We start from the raw sequence: 20,108 nt of genomic DNA on the forward strand, positions 1-20,108 counted from the left end.
CAAAGGTTCAGCATGGCGACGATTGAACAGCTCGATCCGCTGGCGAACGCATTCAGCGGGAGCATGCTAGACCCAACTTACCCGCAGTTCCGGCAGGCGAACGGGAGTCCCTATAGCCGTGATCCGAGGATGTTCACGCACAACTCAGCGCCGCGCGCCTTGCGCGCGACAGCCGGGCGCGGGGCTACCGTTTGCCTCTCAGATGGCAAAGAGATGATAGATCTCTGTTCGATGACCGAGAACACCGTGCTCGGGCTGAATGACCCGTGGGTGAAACTGCGGCAGCTGTCGCAGGTTTTGTCTGAGCGGCCTCACTACGTCACTGTGCGATTCGGGAGCGACCTCTACTACAAGGTGGCGAACCGCCTGTGGCGATACTTCAACGACAGCGCCAGCAGTCGAGACTTCGTGATAAATATCCGAGAGTGCACCGGGTCGGGTGCAGTGGAGCTGGCGCTCCACGCTGCGTGGACAGCTCGGCGCTCACCTCAGCGTCGCAAGCTAGCGTCGTTCGTTGGCGCCTTTCACGGGTCGAACCTGGGCGGAATCCTCGCGAGTGATCATCAGCCGACGCGTGGGTCCGGTCGGGTGCTTCTGGACAACGCAGAGAACGTCGTGAAGTTCCCAGTTCCACAGGGTGGAACCGATCAGGCGCTGAGCGCGATGACCCTAGATACGCTCGCTCGGCTGGACCACGACGGAGGCGAGTACTTTGCGGTGATACTGGAGCCGATTCCATGGCGAAATTCTGTTCGCGCGGTTCCCACCGAGTTCCTCCTACGCCTGCGGGACATTTGCACGCGACACTCCATCTGCCTGATTTTCGATGAGGTCCAGAACGGCTTCGGGTACACAGGCGCTGTTTGGTCTGCTGAATCGACGGGTGTCTATCCGGATATCTCTGTTCTGGGTAAAGGACTGACCTCAGGACATGGCACTGTTTCTATGATCGTCGCCGATCGGTCCTACGGCGTGATCGAGTCGCCATTCGGGTTCAAGTCGAACTCTGCCAACATGCTTTCCCTCGTGGCGGTTGACGCGGTCCTCGACAGATTGCTCGGGGTCGAGAGGGGCCCAGTGCCGACCTGGCTGCCAGCCTCGATGCAGCAGGAACTCCACGATGGCTTGCTGAAGACAAACTATGCGTGCGCAGTGAATATGGTAGACGAGATGCTGCTCGGGTTGCAGCTGCATTTGCCCGATATGGTCGGTGAAGCCACTGGAGTCGGCCTAATGCGCGGGCTGGTTGTGCTGGACGGGGACGGACTACCGTCCGCCGCCGTTGCGGGAGAGATCGCGCGGGTGGGTATGCAGCACGGCGTCCATGTCCGACAAGCGGACACGGCGATCTTCCTCAAGCCCTGCCTAGTCATCACTCAGTCCGAGCTTGATCGAGCTCAGCTGGCGCTTACCAAGGCAATCGAGGCAGTGGGAGCCGCGGCGAGCTGAGTATTGCAGCATCACCTCCTGCGGGCTTTGGGCCGAGGTAGTTACTTGAGGCGACGCTCGCGCTCGGTTAGGGCTGCGTCGATGTGCCGCTGGAGTTCTTCACCCACGAATCGGGGCTCTTGTTGGCAATCCAGGACGAGTGATTTCTGGCTGACACAGGATGCGCTCCCGAAGTACGTCAGGTGTGCCGCGAGATCTCTTTCGGCGTCGATGATCGAAACGGATCGATCCATCCTGTTGGGATCTGCCGCCCGCCGGGAGGCGAGCATCACGGCGGGCAATGAAAGTAGAACGTGGAGATCGAACAAGTCGAGGATGTCAGGTCGCTGAATGTGAGGGTCGGTCTCTCTAAGATCGAGGTAGTGTAAGTCGACAAGCAGAACTCGGTTGGTGCAGCCCTTGAGCCTTGTCGCAAGGTAATCACTTGCTTGGTCACGGATCTGAGCCCGCGCAACGTCTTCCAGGGATCGGAAATCCGCAGGAAACCGGTCGCCTACCGAGATCGTCTCGTAGTCCGACCGGTGATCTGCAAGCAGCCTGAGCAGTGTCGACTTCCCGACACCTTGGGGGCCGCCGACCGCGACGTTGAGTGACGGGCGAAGTCCTTGCTGTGTACTCACGCCGTCACTTCAGGCTTGTCGAGCTGTTCGAAGACCCGCGTGAGCGCCGCTAGAGCCTGGTCTGCTTCGTTCTGGGTAAGTGCCAGACTCGGCTTGATGAAAAGGGCCGCACCAGCCTGTCGTACGTAGACGCCCTCAGCCAATCCAATCCTCGCGACTGCCGCGGCAACTTCCTCCGACGGATCTCCATGCCCATCGAGAACCACTAGTCCACGTACGAGTCCGATTCCTGTGGAGGTTCCCACCCGGGCTGGAAAGCGACTACGGAGTACCGCGCACAGAGAGTCGACTCGGATCACTGTCTCGGCGTATGAAGATTTCAGCAGACCTTGCTTGAGTTCGTCGGCAAAATCCGCGGGCAACCAGGTAGGTAGGGCGTCTGCCTCGTCGGGCAGGACACCCAGGAGTCTGTCTAGCACTGCGTCGATGGCGACCAGCGACATCATGTCTGCAGCGTTGGATTTACCAGCAAACGTTCCGTCCACCTGGCTGAAAGCGGTCCTGGCGACTGTGATTGCAAGCGACCCATGCCCAGAAGTCAAGCCTTTACTCAGTGCGGTAATATCCGGAAGCACACCGCTGTTCTCTGCGAATGAGATCGTGCCCGTGTAGCCGAACCCGTTGTGGATTTCGTCGAACACTAGGCAGATCGACTTGCGCGTGCAGATTTCACGGAGTCGTCGGAGGAACTCAATCGGCACTGCATGGACTGAGTTCCGCCATTGAATAGGCTCGATGATGACGGCGAAATACTCATCACCATCCCGGTCCAGCTCGTCTAGCGTGGCCAAAGCCTCGCAACTTAGGTTGCCATCTTCCCCACACGTAGGAGACGGGAAAAGTGCCACATTGCTCAGGGCATTCACGAGGAGTCGCCCGGACCCGTGTTGCGGCTGGTGATCGCTGATGATGCTGGCCGTCAGATTCTCGCCGTGGTACGAGCCCTGAAAGGTGCAGAGGCGTCGCCGTTCCGGGGATGGAAGCGCCGCATTCCAGGCCGAATGAAGAGCCAGCTCGACAGCATCGGATCCGTTGCACTGTCGCATGTTGAGGACGTATGCGCCGGGCTCGTCTAGGTCGTCGAAGCATTTCAGAAGGCGGCGCGCGACGCGATAGTACATGTCGCAACCCAGCCTGATCGTCACGTGATGCGGGCGTCGGGACACGAGATAGGCCAACTGTTTGAGCTTCACCCACGGATCGTTAATTCCGAGCACTGTCAGAATGGTGCAGAGGTCGATTACATCTTGCCGTTCACCTGTAGCGACCCGGATGGCGTCGAGCGTGGCCCCGAGTCCACCTGTCACCCAAACGTCACGCGGCCATGACCCTCCACTCGTGAAGAAGTCCGCGCTCTTGGCGATTAGTGTCTCAGGTGCGCCCTCCGAGTCTGGGTGCTCAGGGTCCAGGCAGGAACCTGCGGCAACCTGAGCAAACTTGCTGAGTGGCTCCAAAGCCGCCAGCTGAAAGCGTGAACTTGACGAAATACGCATAGGCAGGTTCTAGCAGGATTTGTGTGGTCGTGTCAGCTTGAGCGGCTGATCCCGAGCAGTGCGTGTTTTGGTCTCGTCACGGCTGGGTGATGACAGGGTGTCTCAGCCGATCGATCGGTGGGGGCCGAAGATCGAAGGCCCCATCGTTGCTCGTAGCGAACCGTCACGTCTCCCTTGCGGAGATTCCTAACCATGGTTGTATTCCGCCGCTTGTTGAAGGAGCTCTGCCTGGCACCTTGTAATTAGAATTGTTGGGGTGACGGACATGGACTGGCCGCCTGCTGCGGCTGAGAGTGGATACAGACCGACAGTTTCCAGAGACTACGCCCAGCAAATCAAGCACTGGCACGAGCAGACCTATCAGAGGGCTCGGATTCGTGGCGAGTCGACCTATCAATACCTCGGCCTGACTCTGGAGGTGCCCGCCGACGTAATGCCAATTACACCGCTCTCCGAGCTGCTAGGCACCGTGGTTCTGAACGAAGTCGAGTCCAACGACCGCGTGCTGGACATGGGCACAGGAAGCGGCGTCAACGCCATCCTCGCGGCCACCAAGAGCCAACACGTCCTCGCGGTCGACATCAATCCGCATGCAGTGGAAGCGGCTCGTCGCAACGCGATCCGGAACCGCGTTGCCGATCGGGTTGACGTCAGGCACAGTGATGTCTACAGCGCAGTCGAGGGTAAGTTTGACTTGGTGATCTTTGATCCTCCGTCCCGTTGGTTTGCGCCCCGGGACTTGCTGGAAATGGCCAGCACTGACGTTGACTACTGTGCGTTAACCACCTTCGTTCGAGGTTTAAATAAATTCCTCAATGTCGATGGCCGCGCATTGATTTTTTTCGGCACCTCCGGTGATTTGGGATACCTCCATCAACTCCTATTGGAGGAGCGTTACGTCTTCGAAGTCCTGTCGAAACGGGAAGTGCAGAAGGGCGACCAGTACGTGACTTACTTCACTCATCGAATAACTCGGAGCTACTGACGCCTCTTATAACGAACGAGGTTAACGCTCCATCAGTCTCAAATCCTCAGGTTGCCGACCAGTCTGCCACGGGGGTGGCCGGGCCGGGGTGGCGCCAATTCGTCACGGTGACGAATGGTAGGCCGGAACGGCGTGCAGAGGAATAGGATTCCGACAGACCTAGGCGGAACTTCCTTCCGACACAAGCCGGAAAGCTGCTGGCCGGGAGGCTGTCGTCCGACAAGTTTCAGTGGAACCTACACGGACTCTCCGGATTCGGTTCCAGCGCAAAATCATTCGAGATCCTCGCCGATCCCGGGGTGGATTTGTTGCTGATCGACGGCGCGCTCTTCGACGATGCGGGCGCCTCGCCGTCGACGGCTGGTGCCGCCGTTGGTGCTGTCATCGCGGTGGGCGAGGCGATGGGGATCGGCGTCGGCACCAATGTTCTCGATACCGAACAACGCCTCGACGCCGCTCTGGAAAAGGGCGTTCCGTACGGGTGCGGACTCGCGCTCGCGGAGCCGATCGATGCAGCTACCGTCGAGCAGTTGATCGACGAGTCGTCGACTGACGGCGCAGGATGACGGTCGAGAAGTTCGCACGCGGCCCGGTATGGGCGGCAGCAGCCGCCCAGGGTGCCCTGCTGATGGTGAGCTCCTTTGGCTACGACTATCAGCGCGACGAGCTCTACTACCGCATGCTGCAACCGGCCTGGGGTTACGTCGATCAACCTCCTTTGACGCCGGCCATCGCTCGGATGACATTGCACCTGGCCGACGCGGAGAACGCCACCGGCGTGCGCAACGGATTCGTCCTGATGCTCATCGTGCTGCTCGGCCCACCGCTGGTGGTGGTGTGGGGAACCGGGATCGTTTGGTTGCTGCGATCCCCGCGACGCAACGTCGACGGCTGGCTCGTCGTCGGCCGGGCGACGGTGGTCGATGCAGGACCGATGGCCGCCAACCAGATCGGATGGAGCCAGTACGTCGCGCAGATCGCGCGGATCTATGACGATCTCCCCGCACCGAGACCACCGATTCTGACCTCCAACTACGGCCAGGCCGGGGCGTTGGATCGCTACGGCCCCGAGTTCGGTTTGCCCGCAACATATTCCGCCCAGAACGCCCTCTACGACGAACGACGCCTCCCTGAGGACACCGACGCCGTACTTCTCATCGGGGACAGTGACGCAGGGCTGCAACACTGTTCGAATCGTGCACGGTTCTGGCGAAGCTCGACAACGGACTCGGAGTCGACAACGACGAGCAAGGCGAGCCCGTTGCGTTGTGCAAAGATCCGCATGATCCGAAGCATTTGTGGCCGACACTTCGGCACCTGGATTGACGCCGCCCCTCCTCACACGCCCGACCTTGCCGACCAGTGACGGGGACATTCGCGGGCGTCGCACCGTCTTCAGTGCACGGTGTCCGTGCTGATACCGGGGTGTCGGCCGGCGATGATCCGGCGCGAATGATCGTCAGTCTCGGTCGTCAGCGTGAGGATCCACGGCGTGATCTCCTCGGTGAACTTGCCGGGATGAGGCTCGAGGTCGGTGAGTACATCACGTGTGACGGAATCAAGCTGTGGCGCAGTGACGTACTCGGCGGGTCCCGAGAACGCAAGGCTCACGTCGCGCGTGAGCGGGGCCGGGACGGTATCTGGGCCGTTGTCACCATCCCACTGGCGACGCAGCATCGGAGAAACGATCGGTTCCACCGAGAATGAATGACGTACTTCCGGAGGGAAATTTTGGGCCGCAACCGTTTTCGCGTGTCGAACAAAACGAGCGACTCGCTGCGGCGACGCGCACAACAGGATACGGCACTCCATCACAACAGGTTTCACGACTGACTCACTCCTTCACGGGGCAGGTAGTCCCTTCGACCATAGCCCAGATCCTGGAAAAAGCCAGTTCAGGACAGGAACAGCTGCGGGAGCGACGTCGATTCCATTACAGGCGATGGTGAACCGCGACATCCCGGCGATTGCCACTGGCGTGGTGTTCCTGTGGCTGATCGTGCCGGCGGCGTCGCCACACTGGTTGCCATCGGTGCTGCTGACCATCATGGCCATCGCCCTCGTTGACTCCGCGCGGATCGCGGCTCTCCCCGTGAATAGCGAAACACGTGCCTCCACAACAACTCTGGAGCGTATCACCGTGGGCATCTGCGCCGGGTGGGCGTCGGCGGCGGTGTTCGTGAACTGGGCATCCGACCGGAATCGGCGCGACCGCCGTCGCAGACGGGGTGTCGCGACGGAACAACCCGTGTTAGCCGCCCTCACTCACGACCGTGGCGATGTTGCGCTCCGCCACCGCCGTGATGGTCAGCGACGGATTGGACGCGCCCGCGGAACCGGGCAGCATCGCGCCGTCGTTGACGTAAAGGTTCTTGCACCCCCTAACCCGGCCGTAGCTGTCGCACGCCGTGCCGAGAGTCGCGCCGCCCAGGCAGTGGGCCCATGTCGTATCGGGTTCGTACACTATGCCGTCGATCGGTAGCCCGGATTGGTCCGCGAGCTTGTGGACGATACACGTGCAGTTCGCCGCGATATCAGCGTTGCCGCCCGCCGGGTAGTGCAGGATGGCCTGATTGCTTGCCCGGTCGAAGCGGAAGGTGCCGCGGGTATGGTCCACCGAGGTGAACGCGACCTTGATCGCCGACGTGTCGTTTGCTGCCGCAAGCGCATCACGCGGCTCGAATGAATAGGTGCTGTTCACCAGCGCACACACGCAGCGCGGGCACAGAAGCAGCGGCGGCCCCGGCGACGGAGTACTTGAGGAAACTGTGGCGATCCATGGTCCCACTCTCATCGAGATCGGGTAGCGCCAGCTTATTCTGATAAGCCAACCGGGGGTGGCTTCCGGTGGGAGCCCGCGTCGCCGACAATGGAAACATGGTCGTCGATTCTTTGCGCAGTAGCCTGGCGTGGACGATCTGGCTCGTCGCGCTGGCCCTGTACTTCGTCGCCGTCCTGCACCGCTCGTCGCTTGCCGTCGCGGGTCTGCTCGCGGCCGAACGGTTCGAGATCAGCGCCGCACAGTTGTCGACGTTCGTCGTGCTGCAGCTGCTGGTCTACGCGCTCATGCAGATCCCCGTCGGGTTGATGGTGGATCGCTTCGGGCCGCGGCGTGTGCTGCTGACCGGTGCGCTCATCCTGACCCTCGCCCAACTGAGCTTTGCGTTCGCCGACAACTACGGCTGGGCCTTGTCGTCGAGGTTCTTTGTCGGTGTCGGCGACGCCATGACCTTCGTGTGTGTGCTGCGCCTGGTGAGCACCTGGTTCCCGCACCGCCGTATCCCGATGATGACGCAGGTGACCGGCATGCTCGGGCAACTCGGCGCCGTCGCGGCCGCGGTCCCGATGACCTGGGCACTGTCCGCACTCGGCTGGACGCGCGCCTATCTGGCGACTGCGGTTCTGGGCGCCGTGTTGCTCGTCGTCGCGCTGTTCGTGGTGCGCGATTCGCCGCGCGCCCGCACGACGTCGGGTCCGCTACTGGGACTCTCGGGAATCAAGAACAGTCTCGCGGCGTCGTGGGAGCATCCCGGTACGCGCCTGGGATTCTGGGTGCACTTCTCCACGCAATTCAGCGCGACGGTCCTCGGGTTGCTGTGGGGCTATCCGTTTTTCGTGCAGGGCCAGGGCGTGAGCTCGGGGTCGGCAGGCGTGCTGCTCACCATCATGGTGCTGGCGATCATGTTCTGTGGCCCGCTGTTCGGCTGGCTCATCACCCGCTGGCCCTGGCACCGGTCGACCTTGGTCCTCACCGTCATCGGAACCATCGCCGGCACCTGGGCGCTGGTCCTCGCGTGGCCGGGGAACGCGCCCTACTGGCTGCTGATCCTGCTCGTTGTGGTGACCGGCGCGGGTGGCCCGGCGTCGGTGATCGGCTTCGACCTCGGCCGCACCTCCAATCCCGAATTCCGGGTGAGTACCGCCACCGGGATCATCAATCAGGGCGGCTTCTACGCGAGCCTGATGCTGGCGGCGATGATCGGGCTGATCCTCGACTGGCGCACTCCCGATGGCGTCGACGGCTATACCTCCGACGCCTTCACCTGGGCGATGTCATCGCAGTTCCTGCTGTGGGGTGTGGGCGTCGTGCAGATCTGGCGATACCGCCGCAAGGGCCGCAATCGGCTGCTGCACGACGACCCGGAACTCTGGTCGGAGCAGTCGGGTCGGCCGATCCCGGGATAGGTCGCTCGGGCCGGCCTGCTCGCCGGTGGCACAGCGTTGGCCGCGCAATGAGAGGATTGAGTGCGTTGTTGACAGCAGAGCAGGTCCGAGCCGACTTCGTCGGTCCGCACGGTGCCGCATACATCGAGCTCTCCGAGCTCTCGGCAACCGAGCATGCAGAGCTTCCCGAGGTGTGGCGCGAGTTGGTCTCGGCCCCACCAGAGTCCGTCGCCGCCAGGATCAGCGACCAGTGGACGTTGCACTGTCCACAGTTCCCGCTGATCGCGGAGTTCATCCGTGACCACCTCCTACACCTCGGGCTGGTGCGTATGCAGACGCCCTACCACTGGGTCCGGGCGCTGAATCATGGGCCACAACCGGACGATGAAGCCGGCACGACGGTCGTTCTCGCGTACTTCTTCCGCGACCTGACGGAGACTTTTCCCTTCCGAATGTGGTTCGGATACCGGCCCTTCGGGGGTGAGTTACCCCCGTACTGGACATCGGTTCTACCGATCGGCGGGACACTGGCGACGTCGGTGCACGATGGATTCCGAAATCAGTTCGACGAGGTCGGACTCGTAGCGGTCGGCGACATGCACACAGTCGCCGAGAGGTGGATCAACGTCAACGATCCCGACGGGGAAGATCTGATGATCCTGAACGAACCCGGTGGCACCGAACTCCCACGCAGCCGGTGGCCGGACTTCGACTCACTCGTCGTGGTCGCCGAGAATACCGATGCCCTCGGCTGGGCCGTCGACGTCGAGAAGACCGACGGGTCGGGCTGGGGTGACAGTTACGACAACCTCGTGCCGATCCCGGATCTCGCCCACGCCGTCCAGGCAATGATCTTGAGAAACGTGGGAGTGTTCGAACGATGATCACCGAGATGCTCGGTACCGGCGGCGGGTTCGAGATCTCGGAGAGGTGTACGACCACCACGATCACGGGGCCCAACGGAGCAGGCGGGTTCATCGCACCGAACACCGAGCAGAAGGTGCTTCAACCACACGTCGATCCGAGTATCGCCACAGCGACCCTCCAACGGGCTGTCACCGAGATCACGTCGGACTGATCCGTCGACGGCGGCCCTCAGCCACTGATTCGCGCGGCGGCAATCCGCTCGAGTTCAGCGACCGAACCGCGGTAGGGCTCGTCGTCGCGCGGCCAGTGCAGCACGACATCGGTGAACCCGAGTTCGGTTGCGCGCCCGACCATGTCGTCGAACATTCCGAGACTTTCCACCGAGCTGCGCGGCGACGAGTCGAGACTGAGGTAGCGACGGAAACCGGGGGTGTCCTGCTCGGCGAGAACGGCGTCGAGGACGGCGGAACTCGCCGCCACGCCGTCGAACCAGGCGTCGAGGGTGTCGACGCCCGAGGGGCCGGTGGTGATCCAGCCGTCGCCATGCCGGCCGGCGAAGCGCACCGAGCGCGGTCCGTTGCCCGCGAGCAGCAGTGGCACCCGCTCGCGGACGGGGCCGCCGACGAGTCGCATGTTGCGAGCGCGGAAGTAGTCGCCGTCGAAGTCGACGTGATCCTCGCGAAGCGTGCGGTCGAGCAGAATGGTGAACTCCTGCAGCCGATCCACGCGTTCTCTCGGCGGCAACGGTGTGCCTCCGAGGAGCGTGTCGTCGGGGGTTCCGCCGGCGCCGAGGCCGACGAGGAACCGGCCGTCGGAGATGTCGGCGAGCGTTTGCACCTCACGTGAGAACGACACCGGATGCCGAAAGTTTGGGGATATCACGAAGGCACCCAACTCGATTCGCGTGGTGAGCATCGCGGCGGCGGTGAGGGTCGGTATGCACGACGACCAGCGCGAGTCGGGCAGGCCGCCCCACACGAGGTGATCGTAGGTCCACGCATGGTGGAAGCCCATCGTCTCGGCACGCTGCCACAGTGGAGCGGCCTCACGCCAGGTCCGGTCGGGGAGAATGCAGATGCCGTAGCGCATGGGAGTCATTGTGGCGGGACCAATTCGGGGAAGTTCGCGGAGCGCTCGGCGCGGACCCAGGCGAGTCGACGGGACAGTTCGGCGCGTTGCGCGTCGTCGGAGGACTTCTCGTGCAGCCGGCCGAGCACCCCCTCGATGCTCTCGAGGACCAACGGTGACCGCAGTGATGCGGGCAGGAGATCATCGATGGCGGTGTGCAGCATGTCGAACCAGCTCGGACGCGAGATGATGAGCCGCACCGCGCCGTCGTCGTCGAAATAGCTGCGGGACCGTCCGGTGATCGGCATGGCCTGTGCGAGAAGATACTCCAGTTCGTCGAGGGCCTGTACGGCCGATGCCGGGTCGTTGACGGCCGGAGACATGGCTCGTAAACCGATGTCGGCGAGCAGGCGGAAGGCGAGCAACGGGTCCTGCTCGAAGGTGCGCTCGGGTCCGCCGACGAACTGCGCGAGGAGTTTCGCCGCGGGAAGAGATCCGCCGTAGATCGTGGCGATCGACTCGCCTGTGCGCAACGTCGACCCCATCGGTGCGTTGAGGCGGACAACCGAACCGCTGTCCGTCGCCAGATCGACGAGGTGATTCAACCGGAGACGTTGCAGCACCATCGGTGCGCCGGTCCACCGGACGTCGACGGTCCGATCGGGCAGGTGCTCGGTGGACTCGGTGTCGCGGGAGTCCTCGTCGTCGGTCGACGGGTACGCGGTCGCCAGTGTCACCCGCCCGCGATCGCTGATCGAGACGAGGACATGGGAGATCTGGGTGGCCGTCAGGGCATGGGAAAGCATGGCGCGCGCGGATATCAACAGCAGCAGCACGAGGGTGATCGCCACGATCGGGATCGCCAAGGTGACCTGGGAGCGATCCGCGGTGAACAACACCGATCCGATGCTGAACACGATGATCCCGATCGCGAGCGCCGCGGTGCGCCACACGACCGGGGCGTCGCGGAACAGGGTGAGGCGCGGGGTGAATGTGCTCGCGACCCACTGGATGACGAGGAACAACACCGAATAGATGACCGTGATCGCGCCGAAGACGGCGCCGGCCAGACCGAGCATCACCGGGATGATCGACGACGTCTGGATCACCGGCCCGCCACCGATGTGCGGCAGCGCGGCAGCAGCGGCGATGCCGGCGAGCACCGCAACGCCCTGAGTGATCCCGGCGCGCGTCGAACGTTTGACCCGAGGCACGTCCATCACGGTAGTCGGGCGCCTACGCTGTGCCGTTGAAGTGCGCGAACAACCCGCCGATCGTCGAGTCCGCGAGGTCGATCTGCGCGCCGTCGAGCTCGGCCTTTGTCACGATATCGCGGTCGTCGAAGGGCGGGACCTCGAGGAACTCCACGGCGAGGAAATCCGTCGGCTTGGCATACGTCGCAACCTTCTCGGGTCCGCCGTGCTGGGTGTAGTGGATCTCCAACAAAGGTGCTCCTCAGCCGTCGAGTGGTGACTCCCAGCGTTGCACTCGGGAATGGGCCTGTCGAGTTGTTCGGGCGTTGGCCCCGGTGATTCCCGCACGCGCGGTGAACCAAGCCCGATGTGTCCGGAGTGTGGCCGCGATGTCGTAGGTTGGACGACGACGCACATCCCGCCGAACCGCGTGCGATGTAGCTGCAGGGAAGGAGTCCGATGGCCCGGATCGAAGCCGCCGTGCGCACCAAGCAGCTTGTTGCCGCCGCACGTCGGGTGCTGTCCCGGGAGGGTGTCGCGAAGACATCGCTGCGTGCGGTCGCCGCGGAGGGCGACGTGCCACTCGGCACGATGCAGTACGTGTTCCCGAGTCGGGAGCGTCTGCTGCGCGCGGTCATCGAGGATTTCGTCACGGAGATCGGCCAGGTGTTCACCGAGTCGGTCCAGACCGGCGACGGCGTCGAGCACGCGATCCGCCAGGGTCTCCGGGCATTCTGGTCTCAGCTCGCCGCGGACCGGAACCTGCAGATCATGCAGTACGAGTTGACGACCTACTCCCTGCGTGCGCCCGGCCAGGAGCAGCTCGCGCGCTGGCAGTACGAGTCCTACGCGGACGTCGTCGCCGGGTGGTGTCGATCGGCGGCCGAGAATGCCGGGGAAGTCGTCGCGGTGCCCTTCGAGCAGCTCGCGCGCGTCATGCTCGCCAGCGTTGACGGGCTCATCCTGCAGTACGTCTGCGACCCCGACGACGTGCGGTCAGCCGCCGATCTCGAGGTCATCATCGACATGCTCATCGCGCTCGCGAATCCGCGACCGGCACCGGCGTCCTGAGCGCATAGTTTCCCAGCCACTGCGGTCGTTGCTCTTGTCAGCGGCGTCGGAGTGCTCCACATTCGAACTCGGTCAGTTGTATGACTGAGTTGATCTACGCGGATCGACCAGTACGGATATCCGGCCCAGTAGCCCTCTGATCGAGGGTGCCCATCACGTCAAAGAACCTGTCCGACAGTATCTTTCGCCCATCAGAGAGACCTTCATGAACAACGTCGACGTCGTGATCGTCGGAGCCGGCCTCGCCGGACTCTCCGCCGCACGCACGCTCACCCAGGCCGGTAAGTCGGTCGCCGTGCTCGAAGCGCGGGATCGGGTCGCAGGACGCAACCTCGGCGGCGTCCAGAGCAACGGGGTGACGGCGTCGCCCACCGGTATGCCGACGAATCCTTCGGCCTCGATCCCGATGACGCGGTGGAAGTCGGCCGGATCTGGGGTGAGGTCTCCGCGCTCGCCGAGACCATCGACACCGCGTCGCCGTGGGAGTCGCCGGATGCCTCCGACCTCGACCGGCAGACCCTCGACCAATGGCTTCTCGCGCAGAGCACCAACTCCATCGCGATCCGGTTCTTCCGGCTCGTCGTGCCGGCGCTCTTCTCGGCCGAATCGCCCGAACTGTCTTTGCTGCACTTCCTCTTCTATGTGCGATCAGGGACGAGCCTGGAGGTGCTCATCTCCACCACCGGCGGTGCACAGGAGACGCGTGTCGTAGGCGGAACCCACCAGATCTCCGAACGCATCGCCGCCGAACTCGGAGACGCGGTCGTCCTCAATACGGTGGTCACCGCTGTGGCACAGGATGATTCGGGGGTCATCGTCAGTTTCGACGGCGGGCAGATCTCGGCGCGGCACGTCGCCGTCGCCATTCCGCAGACCCTTGCCGGACGCCTGCGCTACAGTCCGCCGCTGCCCGCCGCGCGAGACGCTGTGACACAACAGTTTCCGGCCGGATCGGTCATCAAGTTCAACGTCGGGTACGAGACGCCGTTCTGGCGTGAGGACGGACTCTCCGGATTCGTCATGAGCCTCGACGACGAGTTCAACGTCGTCCTGGACAACTCTCCGAACGACGGGTCGTGCGGTGTTCTCGTGGGCTTCCTCGAGGGTGCACACGCGCACAGAGGAATTCACTCGCGGCTGCTATGGCGGCCGATTGGCGGCCGGCGTATGGACGCAGTACGGCGCCGCCATCTCCGCTCCGGTCGGGCGCATCCACTGGGCCGGCGCCGAAACCTCCGACGTGTGGAACGGCTACATGGACGGTGCAATCCGCTCCGGCTACCGAGCCGCTGCTGCGATACTCGAATCCTGATGAGGCGTGACGAGGTCATTCGATGATAAACAACAATGACGTGCAGGTGGCCGTCGTCGGTGCGGGAATGTCGGGACTCATCGCCGCGCGCGAGCTGAGTCGGCAGGGCGTCGATGTGCTGGTCCTCGAGGCCGCTGATCGAGTCGGCGGACGCACACTGACCGAGACGTCGGCACTGGGCTCCACGCTCGATCTCGGCGGGCAATGGATCGGATACGGGCACCATCGGTTCGAGGCGCTGGCCGATGAACTCGGCGCAACGCGCTTCGAGATGCGATCCCCGAAGAGTCCGGCGCTGCTCGACGGCGAGCGGGTTGTGCCGATGGCGTCGTCGACGATGGCGTTGGCCGGCGCCGCACTTGCCGGGATGGCTGCCCTCTCCCATCTCCCTTCCCGGAATCGTTGGAACACAACCACATTAGATCAGTGGCTTGTCCGGGTGCCGTCCGATGACGCTCGCCGGCTACTCGATGTCCTCGCGGTGGTGAGCTCTACCGCGGACCCGGACCGCATCTCCGTGCAGGCGTTCCTGAGCTTCATCGCGTATCAAGGTGGACTGTCGACGATGCTGAAAACGCGTGGGGGAGCGCAGCATGCGCTCGTCGCGGAGGGGGCTGGGGCTCTCGCCCAACGACTCGCCGCCCAGCTCGGTGACAGAGTGCGGACGGCGGCGCGTGTCACGTCCATCACGCAGAACGACAACGACGTGACGATCGGTACCGCCACGGATACCGTGCGCGCCGATCGGGTTGTCGTCACGGTGCCGCCTCCGCTCCTCGCCGGAATCGACTTCCATCCCGGCCTCCCGGCCGAACACGCTGCGCTGCAGCAGAACACGTACATGGGATCGGTGTACAAGGCGATCGCCGTCTACGATCGGCCGTTCTGGCGTGATCACACCGACGCGGAATCCATCCACCTCGATGATCCGGCCGCCGCGGTCTTCGACGCCTCACCACCGGGCGGTCCCGGACACCTGTGCTTCCTCATCGGCGGTCCCCAGGCGCGGGCCGTCGACAAGCTGGAACCGGCGGCACGCCGGTCGGCGTTGCTGAACAGATTGGCCCGACGCCTCGGTCCGCAGGTGCTCGAGCCGGTGAGTTGGCACGAGAAGTCGTGGCATCTTGACCCGTTCGTCGGCGGTGGGTACATTGCCCTTCCCGAACCGGGAACCACCGACGGCTTCTACCCCCACGCCTCCACCTCGACGGGTCATATCCATTGGGCCGGTTCTGAAACCGCCGCAGAACACGCCGGTTACCTCGAAGGTGCCATCGCAGCAGGAGAACGTGCCGCGGGTGAGGTGGTGGAGGCGCTCAGGGGGTGACGCTCACAGCACCTTCTCGATATCCCCGCCGAGCTTCTCCGGCTTCACCGTCGGAGCGAACCGATCGACGACATTGCCGGATCGGTCGACGAGGAACTTGGTGAAATTCCACTTGATCCGATTGCCCAGGACGCCCGACTTCTGCTCCCGCAGCCATCGGAACAGCGGATGCGCGTCGTCTCCGTTGACGTCGACCTTCGAGAACATCGGGAATGTGACGTCGTAGTTGAGCGAACAGAAGTTCTTGATCTCGTCGGCGTCGCCCGGCTCCTGATGCGCGAACTGATCGCACGGGAAGCCGAGGACGGTGAGGCCGCGGTCGGCGTAGGTGCGGTTGAGCTCTTCGAGGCCCTTGTACTGCGGCGTGAAACCACACTTCGACGCGGTGTTCACGATCAGCAGCGGTTTGCCGCGGTAGAGGCTCAGGTCGACAGGATTGCCGTCGATATCTGTGGCCGTGAAGTCGTATGCGGTGGTCATCAGCTCCCCGATCTGTCACACATCACTACTCGTCGACGATGCTACTGCGACGAGGGATTGTGGGACGGCACCCCGAGCAGCCTGTCCACTGTCATCCGCTCGACTGCGGCGCCGTGGTGGATGTCGGAGGGCTGTGGTTGATTGAACCCATGGCGGACAGATGGTCGGCCGAGCAGATCGTGGCGCTCGCGCCGGATCCGGCGTCGGTGAGGGCGGGGGAGAAGCTCGCCACGCCTACTCCGTGGTCGGAGGTGGGCGCGGCCTCTGCTGCGCTGTGGGGGATGTGCGAGGGCAGCGGTAAGACTCCGTACCAGACCATCGTCGACCTGGCCGGTCCCGCCTACAAGTGTTCGTGCCCGTCCCGGAAGTTTCCGTGCAAGCACGCGCTGGGTCTGCTGCTGCTGTGGAGTCAGGGCGAGGTCCCCGATGCCACGGCTCCCGCGGACTATGCAGAGACGTGGCTCGCGGCCCGTAGCGAGCGTGCCGAGAAATCACCCGCCGGACCTGAACAGGCCACCGCCACACAGAAGGACCCAGATCGCGCAGCGAAGACCGCCGCCCAACGGGTGGATCGGGTCCGCGGCGGCATCGATGAGCTCCAACTGTGGCTCACCGATCAGGTCGGCCTGGGGCTTGCCGGCGTCGAGGCCGCGCCGTACCGCACCTTCGACGCGGTCGCGGCACGCCTCGTCGACGCGCAGGCGCCGGGTCTGGCGAACCGCATCCGCCGCCTGCCGGCCCTGGTCTCCGGTGGCACTGCAGCCACCGTCGACTGGCCAGAACAACTCCTCGAGGAGTACGGGCGCATCTGGTCCTTGTGCGTCGCACACCAACACCTCGATCAGCTACCCGATGCGTTGGCGGGAACCGTCCGGCGCCACGTCGGGTATCCCGTGTCCAAAGCGGATGTCCTTGCCACGGAGGGAATCTCGGATACGTGGATAGTGCTCGGCCGCCGCGAGGCCGAGGAGGATCATCTCGTCAGCCGCCGTACCTGGCTGTGGGGCACCACCACCCGCCGCTACGGACTCATACTTGATTACGCTCCCGTCGGCGGCATACTCCCAGCACGCCCCGTCGTCGGCGAAATCATCAGTACCACAATGTATTTCTACCCTGGAGCACCAGGATTGCGGTGCATCTATGACACCGTCGACCCCGTCGATCCACCACCCACCCTCACCGATGCCTTGCTCGACACGCTCCCCAACGACGACATCGCCGGCGCACGGCGGCGTCGTGCTGCGGTCATCGCCGACGATCCATGGGCCCTCAGCTGCCCGACGGTGATCGCCGGACGCCTCGGCCGCACCCCGGATGACACACCCGCCCTCATCGACGACGCAGGTTTCGCCGTTGCGCTCGCTGACCTGGGGAGCCGCTGGGCACTACTCCTCGCGGTGACGGGCGGTGCCCACCTGTCGCTGTTCGGCGAGTTGGGGATGAGCGGGCTCGACGTCGTGTCGGTCATCGCGCAGGGGCAGGTGATCGGGCTGTGAGCACCTGGGAGGAAACGGTGTCCGCCGCTCTGGTCGGCGTAAGGACCCGGCCGGTCACCCTCGACGGGCTGGACCCGGTCGTCACATCACAGCTACCCGAATCCGACACATCGGATCCGGTGACGACGACGCTGACCGTGGCCGCATTGACCGCGGCCGCACATCAGGCAGTCGGAGTGGATGCCGTTGTTGCAGGACCTATTCCACCGGCACCGCATGACGCGCGCCCCGCGATGTCGCCGATGACCACCGCCTATGTCCACCGGGCGCTACACCTCACGCCGCGCCTCGCGCAGTGGTGCCTGCAGTTCCTCGCCGACAACGCCTTACAGCCACCGCCCACGCTGCTCCCCGAACTCCTCGCCCGCACCACGCGCGACGTCGCGATCCGCGACACGATCGACCGGATCGTCGGCCCGCGGGGCCGGTGGCTGGCCGAGCACGCACCCGAGCTCGGCGCACGCCTCACCACACCGTCGGCGACGCCGTTCACGGGCCCGCCCAACGCATCGGTCTGGACACACGGCACGTCTGGCCAGCGCCGCATCTACCTCGCCGGGCTCCGCGATCGGGACCCGGTTCACGCGCTGGATCTCCTCACCCGGAGCTGGCCCTCCGAAACCGGGGAGGATCGGCAACTCCTGATCACGGCGCTGCGTCACAACATCTCCCAGCATGACGAGCAGTTCCTCGAATCGGCCCTCGACGATCGTCGAAAAGGCGTGCGCACCACCGCCGCCGAATTGCTCGACCTCATCCCCGGATCGGCACTGCAGGAGCGGCTGTTTCGCGCCGCGGCCACCTGCCTGCGCCTCGTCCAGACCCGACGCCTCATGTCCGTGCACCGCACCATCGAAGTCACCCGCCCTGCCGAACCGGACGCCTCCCTCGCTCACGACGGCATCAGCCTCAAGGCGCCACGCGGCATCGGTCTTGGCGCGTTTGTACTGTCCCAGCTGGTGTCCCGTGTTCCGCCGACGCGGTGGGAGGAGCATTTCGCGCTGACACCCCAGGAGATCGTCGCAGCAATTCCCACCGACCAGACCGAACTGATTCACGGTCTGTGCACATCATCGATCAACCGCGGCGAAAGCCGGTGGGCCAACGTACTACTGGCGCATCCGGCGGCAATCCCGGAGATCGTCGAGATCGCCGATGAGCAGCACCTCACCGACGCCTTCTCCTCGATGCCCGCGCCGCTGCAGCTCGGCGCACTACGGGCACGGCCCTCGCAGTGGCCAGATGTCATGTGCCGCAAGGCTGTTGCTATGGTGCAGGAGGCGCTCTCCGGCCAACGCCATGCCCCGCCACTCGCCAGCCAGATCATCGACCTGATGTCGACGGGCCTGCCCGTCACCGACAGCTGGCGTCAGACGGTCGAGGCCATGCGCGAGTCGGCTCCCATCGCCGCCACCAACTTCGCGACGCTTTCCGAGGCGTTGCGCATCCGATCCGTGCTAGAGAGGGAAGTGTCGTGACCGAAGGTACCGATCAGGAACAGTTACTCAGGCCGCATGCCGAGCAGCTCTTCGCCGACGAACTGGCGGCCCTGGCCCACCACGACACAGGGATCCGGCCGCAGAGCTGGCTACTATCGCCCGCGGCGGTGGTCACCTATCTTCTCGGCGGTGAACTCGACGACGGCACCGTCATCAGCCCGAAGTACATCGGACCCCGACGCATCATGGAGGTCGCCGTCGCAACGCTGGCCACCGATCGGGCACTCCTCCTGCTCGGTGTGCCCGGTACCGCCAAAACCTGGGTATCCGAGCACCTTTCCGCCGCGATAAGCGGGACGTCGACGCTGCTGGTGCAGGGGACTGCGGGCACACCCGAGGAGGCGATCCGCTACGGCTGGAACTATGCGCGCCTCATCGCCGAGGGGCCGTCGATCGACGCGTTGGTGCCCTCGCCGATCATGACCGCCATGCAGGAGGGCAAGATCGCCCGGCTCGAAGAACTGACCCGCATCCCCTCCGACGTGCAGGACGCGTTGATCACCATCCTCTCCGAGAAGACGCTGCCGATCCCGGAACTCGCGCTCGAGGTCCAGGCGGTCAAGGGATTCAGTGTCATCGCGACCGCCAACGATCGCGACCGCGGCGTCAACGATCTCTCCTCCGCACTGCGGCGTCGGTTCAACACCGTCGTGCTTCCGCTGCCGGCCACCGCCGACGAGGAGGTCGCGATCGTGACCCAGCGCGTGGCGTCGCTCGGCAAGTCCCTCGATCTTCCCGAACTGCCGTCGGCCGCCGACGAGATCCGACGCGTCGTCACCGTCTTCCGGGAACTGCGCTCCGGGGTCACCGAGGACGGACGCGCCAAGGTCAAGCAACCCAGCGGCACACTGTCCACCGCCGAGGCCATCTCGGTCATCACGCACGGCATCGCGATGTCGGCGCACTTCGGCGACGGGGTCCTGCGGCCCGCCGACGTCGCCGCAGGCATCCAGGGCGCCGTCATCAAGGACCCGTCGTCGGACGCCGTCGTCTGGACCGAGTACCTGGAAAGTGTTGTGCGCGAACGGCAGGAGTGGGCCGACTTCTATCGTGCGGCCCGCGGGGCGCTGCGCTGAACATC

21 protein-coding genes and 1 pseudogene are annotated in these 20,108 nt (G+C 64.3%); 14 read left to right on the forward strand and 8 right to left on the reverse strand.

Annotated features, from left to right (window positions below):
- Nucleotides 1-12 precede the first annotated feature (12 nt).
- Nucleotides 13-1,449, forward strand: a complete 1,437-nt coding sequence (locus ACZ4TW_RS16290; protein ID WP_465544247.1) for an aminotransferase class III-fold pyridoxal phosphate-dependent enzyme — start codon at nucleotides 13-15, stop codon at nucleotides 1,447-1,449.
- A gap of 41 nt (nucleotides 1,450-1,490) precedes the next feature.
- On the opposite strand, the gene ACZ4TW_RS16295 is transcribed toward ACZ4TW_RS16290, so the two are convergent.
- Both ACZ4TW_RS16295 and ACZ4TW_RS16300 read right to left on the reverse strand, forming a co-directional pair.
- On the reverse strand, nucleotides 1,491-2,069 hold the full coding sequence (locus ACZ4TW_RS16295; RefSeq protein ID WP_465544249.1) for a hypothetical protein: 579 nt from the start codon (nucleotides 2,067-2,069) through the stop codon (nucleotides 1,491-1,493).
- Nucleotides 2,066-3,262 carry an aminotransferase class III-fold pyridoxal phosphate-dependent enzyme gene (locus tag ACZ4TW_RS16300; RefSeq protein WP_465544251.1) on the reverse strand — a complete coding sequence of 399 codons (1,197 nt, stop codon included), beginning with the start codon at nucleotides 3,260-3,262 and terminating at the stop codon, nucleotides 2,066-2,068. Before ACZ4TW_RS16300 ends, ACZ4TW_RS16295 begins: the two co-directional genes overlap by 4 nt.
- Nucleotides 3,263-3,827: 565 nt before the next feature.
- On the opposite strand from ACZ4TW_RS16300, the gene ACZ4TW_RS16305 reads away from it, so the two are divergent.
- The 3 genes from ACZ4TW_RS16305 (at nucleotide 3,828) to ACZ4TW_RS16315 (ending at nucleotide 5,913) form a co-directional block, all read left to right on the forward strand.
- Entirely contained in the window at nucleotides 3,828-4,547 is a 720-nt protein-coding gene (locus ACZ4TW_RS16305; RefSeq protein ID WP_465544405.1) for a methyltransferase, read from the forward strand.
- Between the two features lie 299 nt (nucleotides 4,548-4,846).
- Nucleotides 4,847-5,113, forward strand: coding sequence for a hypothetical protein (locus tag ACZ4TW_RS16310; protein ID WP_465544252.1), 267 nt, complete (start codon nucleotides 4,847-4,849; stop codon nucleotides 5,111-5,113).
- Nucleotides 5,110-5,913, forward strand: coding sequence for a hypothetical protein (locus ACZ4TW_RS16315; RefSeq protein ID WP_465544254.1), 804 nt, complete (start codon nucleotides 5,110-5,112; stop codon nucleotides 5,911-5,913). Before ACZ4TW_RS16310 ends, ACZ4TW_RS16315 begins: the two co-directional genes overlap by 4 nt.
- A gap of 29 nt (nucleotides 5,914-5,942) precedes the next feature.
- Here the strand turns inward: ACZ4TW_RS16315 and ACZ4TW_RS16320 are convergent, their stop codons facing one another.
- Both ACZ4TW_RS16320 and ACZ4TW_RS16325 read right to left on the reverse strand, forming a co-directional pair.
- Complete coding sequence (locus ACZ4TW_RS16320; RefSeq protein ID WP_465544256.1) at nucleotides 5,943-6,374, reverse strand: hypothetical protein; 432 nt, start codon at nucleotides 6,372-6,374, stop codon at nucleotides 5,943-5,945.
- Nucleotides 6,375-6,798: 424 nt separating this feature from the next.
- The gene (locus ACZ4TW_RS16325; protein WP_465544258.1) at nucleotides 6,799-7,248 is read right to left on the reverse strand and encodes a GMC oxidoreductase; all 450 of its coding nucleotides are present in this window, start codon (nucleotides 7,246-7,248) and stop codon (nucleotides 6,799-6,801) included.
- A 176-nt stretch (nucleotides 7,249-7,424) separates the two neighbouring features.
- Here ACZ4TW_RS16325 and ACZ4TW_RS16330 point away from each other — a divergent pair, with 176 nt between their 5' ends.
- From ACZ4TW_RS16330 to ACZ4TW_RS16340, 3 genes are all read left to right on the forward strand, one after another.
- On the forward strand, nucleotides 7,425-8,732 hold the full coding sequence (locus tag ACZ4TW_RS16330) for an MFS transporter (protein ID WP_465544260.1): 1,308 nt from the start codon (nucleotides 7,425-7,427) through the stop codon (nucleotides 8,730-8,732).
- A gap of 68 nt (nucleotides 8,733-8,800) precedes the next feature.
- Complete coding sequence (locus ACZ4TW_RS16335; protein ID WP_465544262.1) at nucleotides 8,801-9,595, forward strand: hypothetical protein; 795 nt, start codon at nucleotides 8,801-8,803, stop codon at nucleotides 9,593-9,595.
- Nucleotides 9,592-9,789: a hypothetical protein gene (locus ACZ4TW_RS16340; protein WP_465544264.1), complete on the forward strand. Its 198-nt coding sequence runs from the start codon at nucleotides 9,592-9,594 to the stop codon at nucleotides 9,787-9,789. The genes ACZ4TW_RS16335 and ACZ4TW_RS16340 overlap by 4 nt, the downstream gene beginning before the upstream one ends.
- A gap of 17 nt (nucleotides 9,790-9,806) precedes the next feature.
- Here the strand turns inward: ACZ4TW_RS16340 and ACZ4TW_RS16345 are convergent, their stop codons facing one another.
- Genes ACZ4TW_RS16345 through ACZ4TW_RS16355 form a run of 3 tightly spaced genes read right to left on the reverse strand, consistent with a single transcriptional unit; the run spans nucleotide 9,807 to nucleotide 12,089 of the window.
- Complete coding sequence (locus tag ACZ4TW_RS16345) at nucleotides 9,807-10,667, reverse strand: LLM class flavin-dependent oxidoreductase (RefSeq protein WP_465544265.1); 861 nt, start codon at nucleotides 10,665-10,667, stop codon at nucleotides 9,807-9,809.
- A gap of 5 nt (nucleotides 10,668-10,672) precedes the next feature.
- A complete protein-coding gene (locus ACZ4TW_RS16350; protein WP_465544267.1) occupies nucleotides 10,673-11,860 on the reverse strand; it encodes a DUF2254 family protein in 1,188 nt (395 codons plus the stop codon).
- A 22-nt stretch (nucleotides 11,861-11,882) separates the two neighbouring features.
- Nucleotides 11,883-12,089 carry a hypothetical protein gene (locus tag ACZ4TW_RS16355; protein WP_465544269.1) on the reverse strand — a complete coding sequence of 69 codons (207 nt, stop codon included), beginning with the start codon at nucleotides 12,087-12,089 and terminating at the stop codon, nucleotides 11,883-11,885.
- A gap of 209 nt (nucleotides 12,090-12,298) precedes the next feature.
- Between ACZ4TW_RS16355 and ACZ4TW_RS16360 the strand changes: the two genes are divergently transcribed.
- The 4 genes and pseudogenes from ACZ4TW_RS16360 (at nucleotide 12,299) to ACZ4TW_RS16375 (ending at nucleotide 15,549) form a co-directional block, all read left to right on the forward strand.
- Nucleotides 12,299-12,910: a TetR/AcrR family transcriptional regulator gene (locus tag ACZ4TW_RS16360; protein ID WP_465544271.1), complete on the forward strand. Its 612-nt coding sequence runs from the start codon at nucleotides 12,299-12,301 to the stop codon at nucleotides 12,908-12,910.
- Between the two features lie 205 nt (nucleotides 12,911-13,115).
- Nucleotides 13,116-13,250, forward strand: a pseudogene (locus ACZ4TW_RS16365) (FAD-dependent oxidoreductase); the annotation flags it as partial.
- A gap of 74 nt (nucleotides 13,251-13,324) precedes the next feature.
- Nucleotides 13,325-14,248 (forward strand): flavin monoamine oxidase family protein, encoded by a 924-nt coding sequence (locus ACZ4TW_RS16370; RefSeq protein ID WP_465544273.1) that lies wholly within the window; start codon nucleotides 13,325-13,327, stop codon nucleotides 14,246-14,248.
- On the forward strand, nucleotides 14,245-15,549 hold the full coding sequence (locus ACZ4TW_RS16375; RefSeq protein ID WP_465544275.1) for a flavin monoamine oxidase family protein: 1,305 nt from the start codon (nucleotides 14,245-14,247) through the stop codon (nucleotides 15,547-15,549). Before ACZ4TW_RS16370 ends, ACZ4TW_RS16375 begins: the two co-directional genes overlap by 4 nt.
- A 3-nt stretch (nucleotides 15,550-15,552) precedes the next feature.
- Here ACZ4TW_RS16375 and ACZ4TW_RS16380 read toward each other — a convergent pair whose 3' ends face one another.
- On the reverse strand, nucleotides 15,553-16,029 hold the full coding sequence (locus ACZ4TW_RS16380; protein ID WP_465544278.1) for a glutathione peroxidase: 477 nt from the start codon (nucleotides 16,027-16,029) through the stop codon (nucleotides 15,553-15,555).
- Nucleotides 16,030-16,142: 113 nt separating this feature from the next.
- Between ACZ4TW_RS16380 and ACZ4TW_RS16385 the strand changes: the two genes are divergently transcribed.
- The 3 genes from ACZ4TW_RS16385 to ACZ4TW_RS16395 are packed head-to-tail and all read left to right on the forward strand — an operon-like array spanning nucleotide 16,143 to nucleotide 20,103.
- Nucleotides 16,143-17,528 (forward strand): SWIM zinc finger family protein, encoded by a 1,386-nt coding sequence (locus tag ACZ4TW_RS16385; protein ID WP_465544280.1) that lies wholly within the window; start codon nucleotides 16,143-16,145, stop codon nucleotides 17,526-17,528.
- Nucleotides 17,525-19,006, forward strand: coding sequence for a DUF5691 domain-containing protein (locus ACZ4TW_RS16390; RefSeq protein WP_465544282.1), 1,482 nt, complete (start codon nucleotides 17,525-17,527; stop codon nucleotides 19,004-19,006). The genes ACZ4TW_RS16385 and ACZ4TW_RS16390 overlap by 4 nt, the downstream gene beginning before the upstream one ends.
- A complete protein-coding gene (locus tag ACZ4TW_RS16395; RefSeq protein ID WP_465544284.1) occupies nucleotides 19,003-20,103 on the forward strand; it encodes an ATP-binding protein in 1,101 nt (366 codons plus the stop codon). The genes ACZ4TW_RS16390 and ACZ4TW_RS16395 overlap by 4 nt, the downstream gene beginning before the upstream one ends.
- Nucleotides 20,104-20,108 lie beyond the last annotated feature (5 nt).

This window comes from Agromyces sp. NPDC029043 (assembly GCF_055564615.1).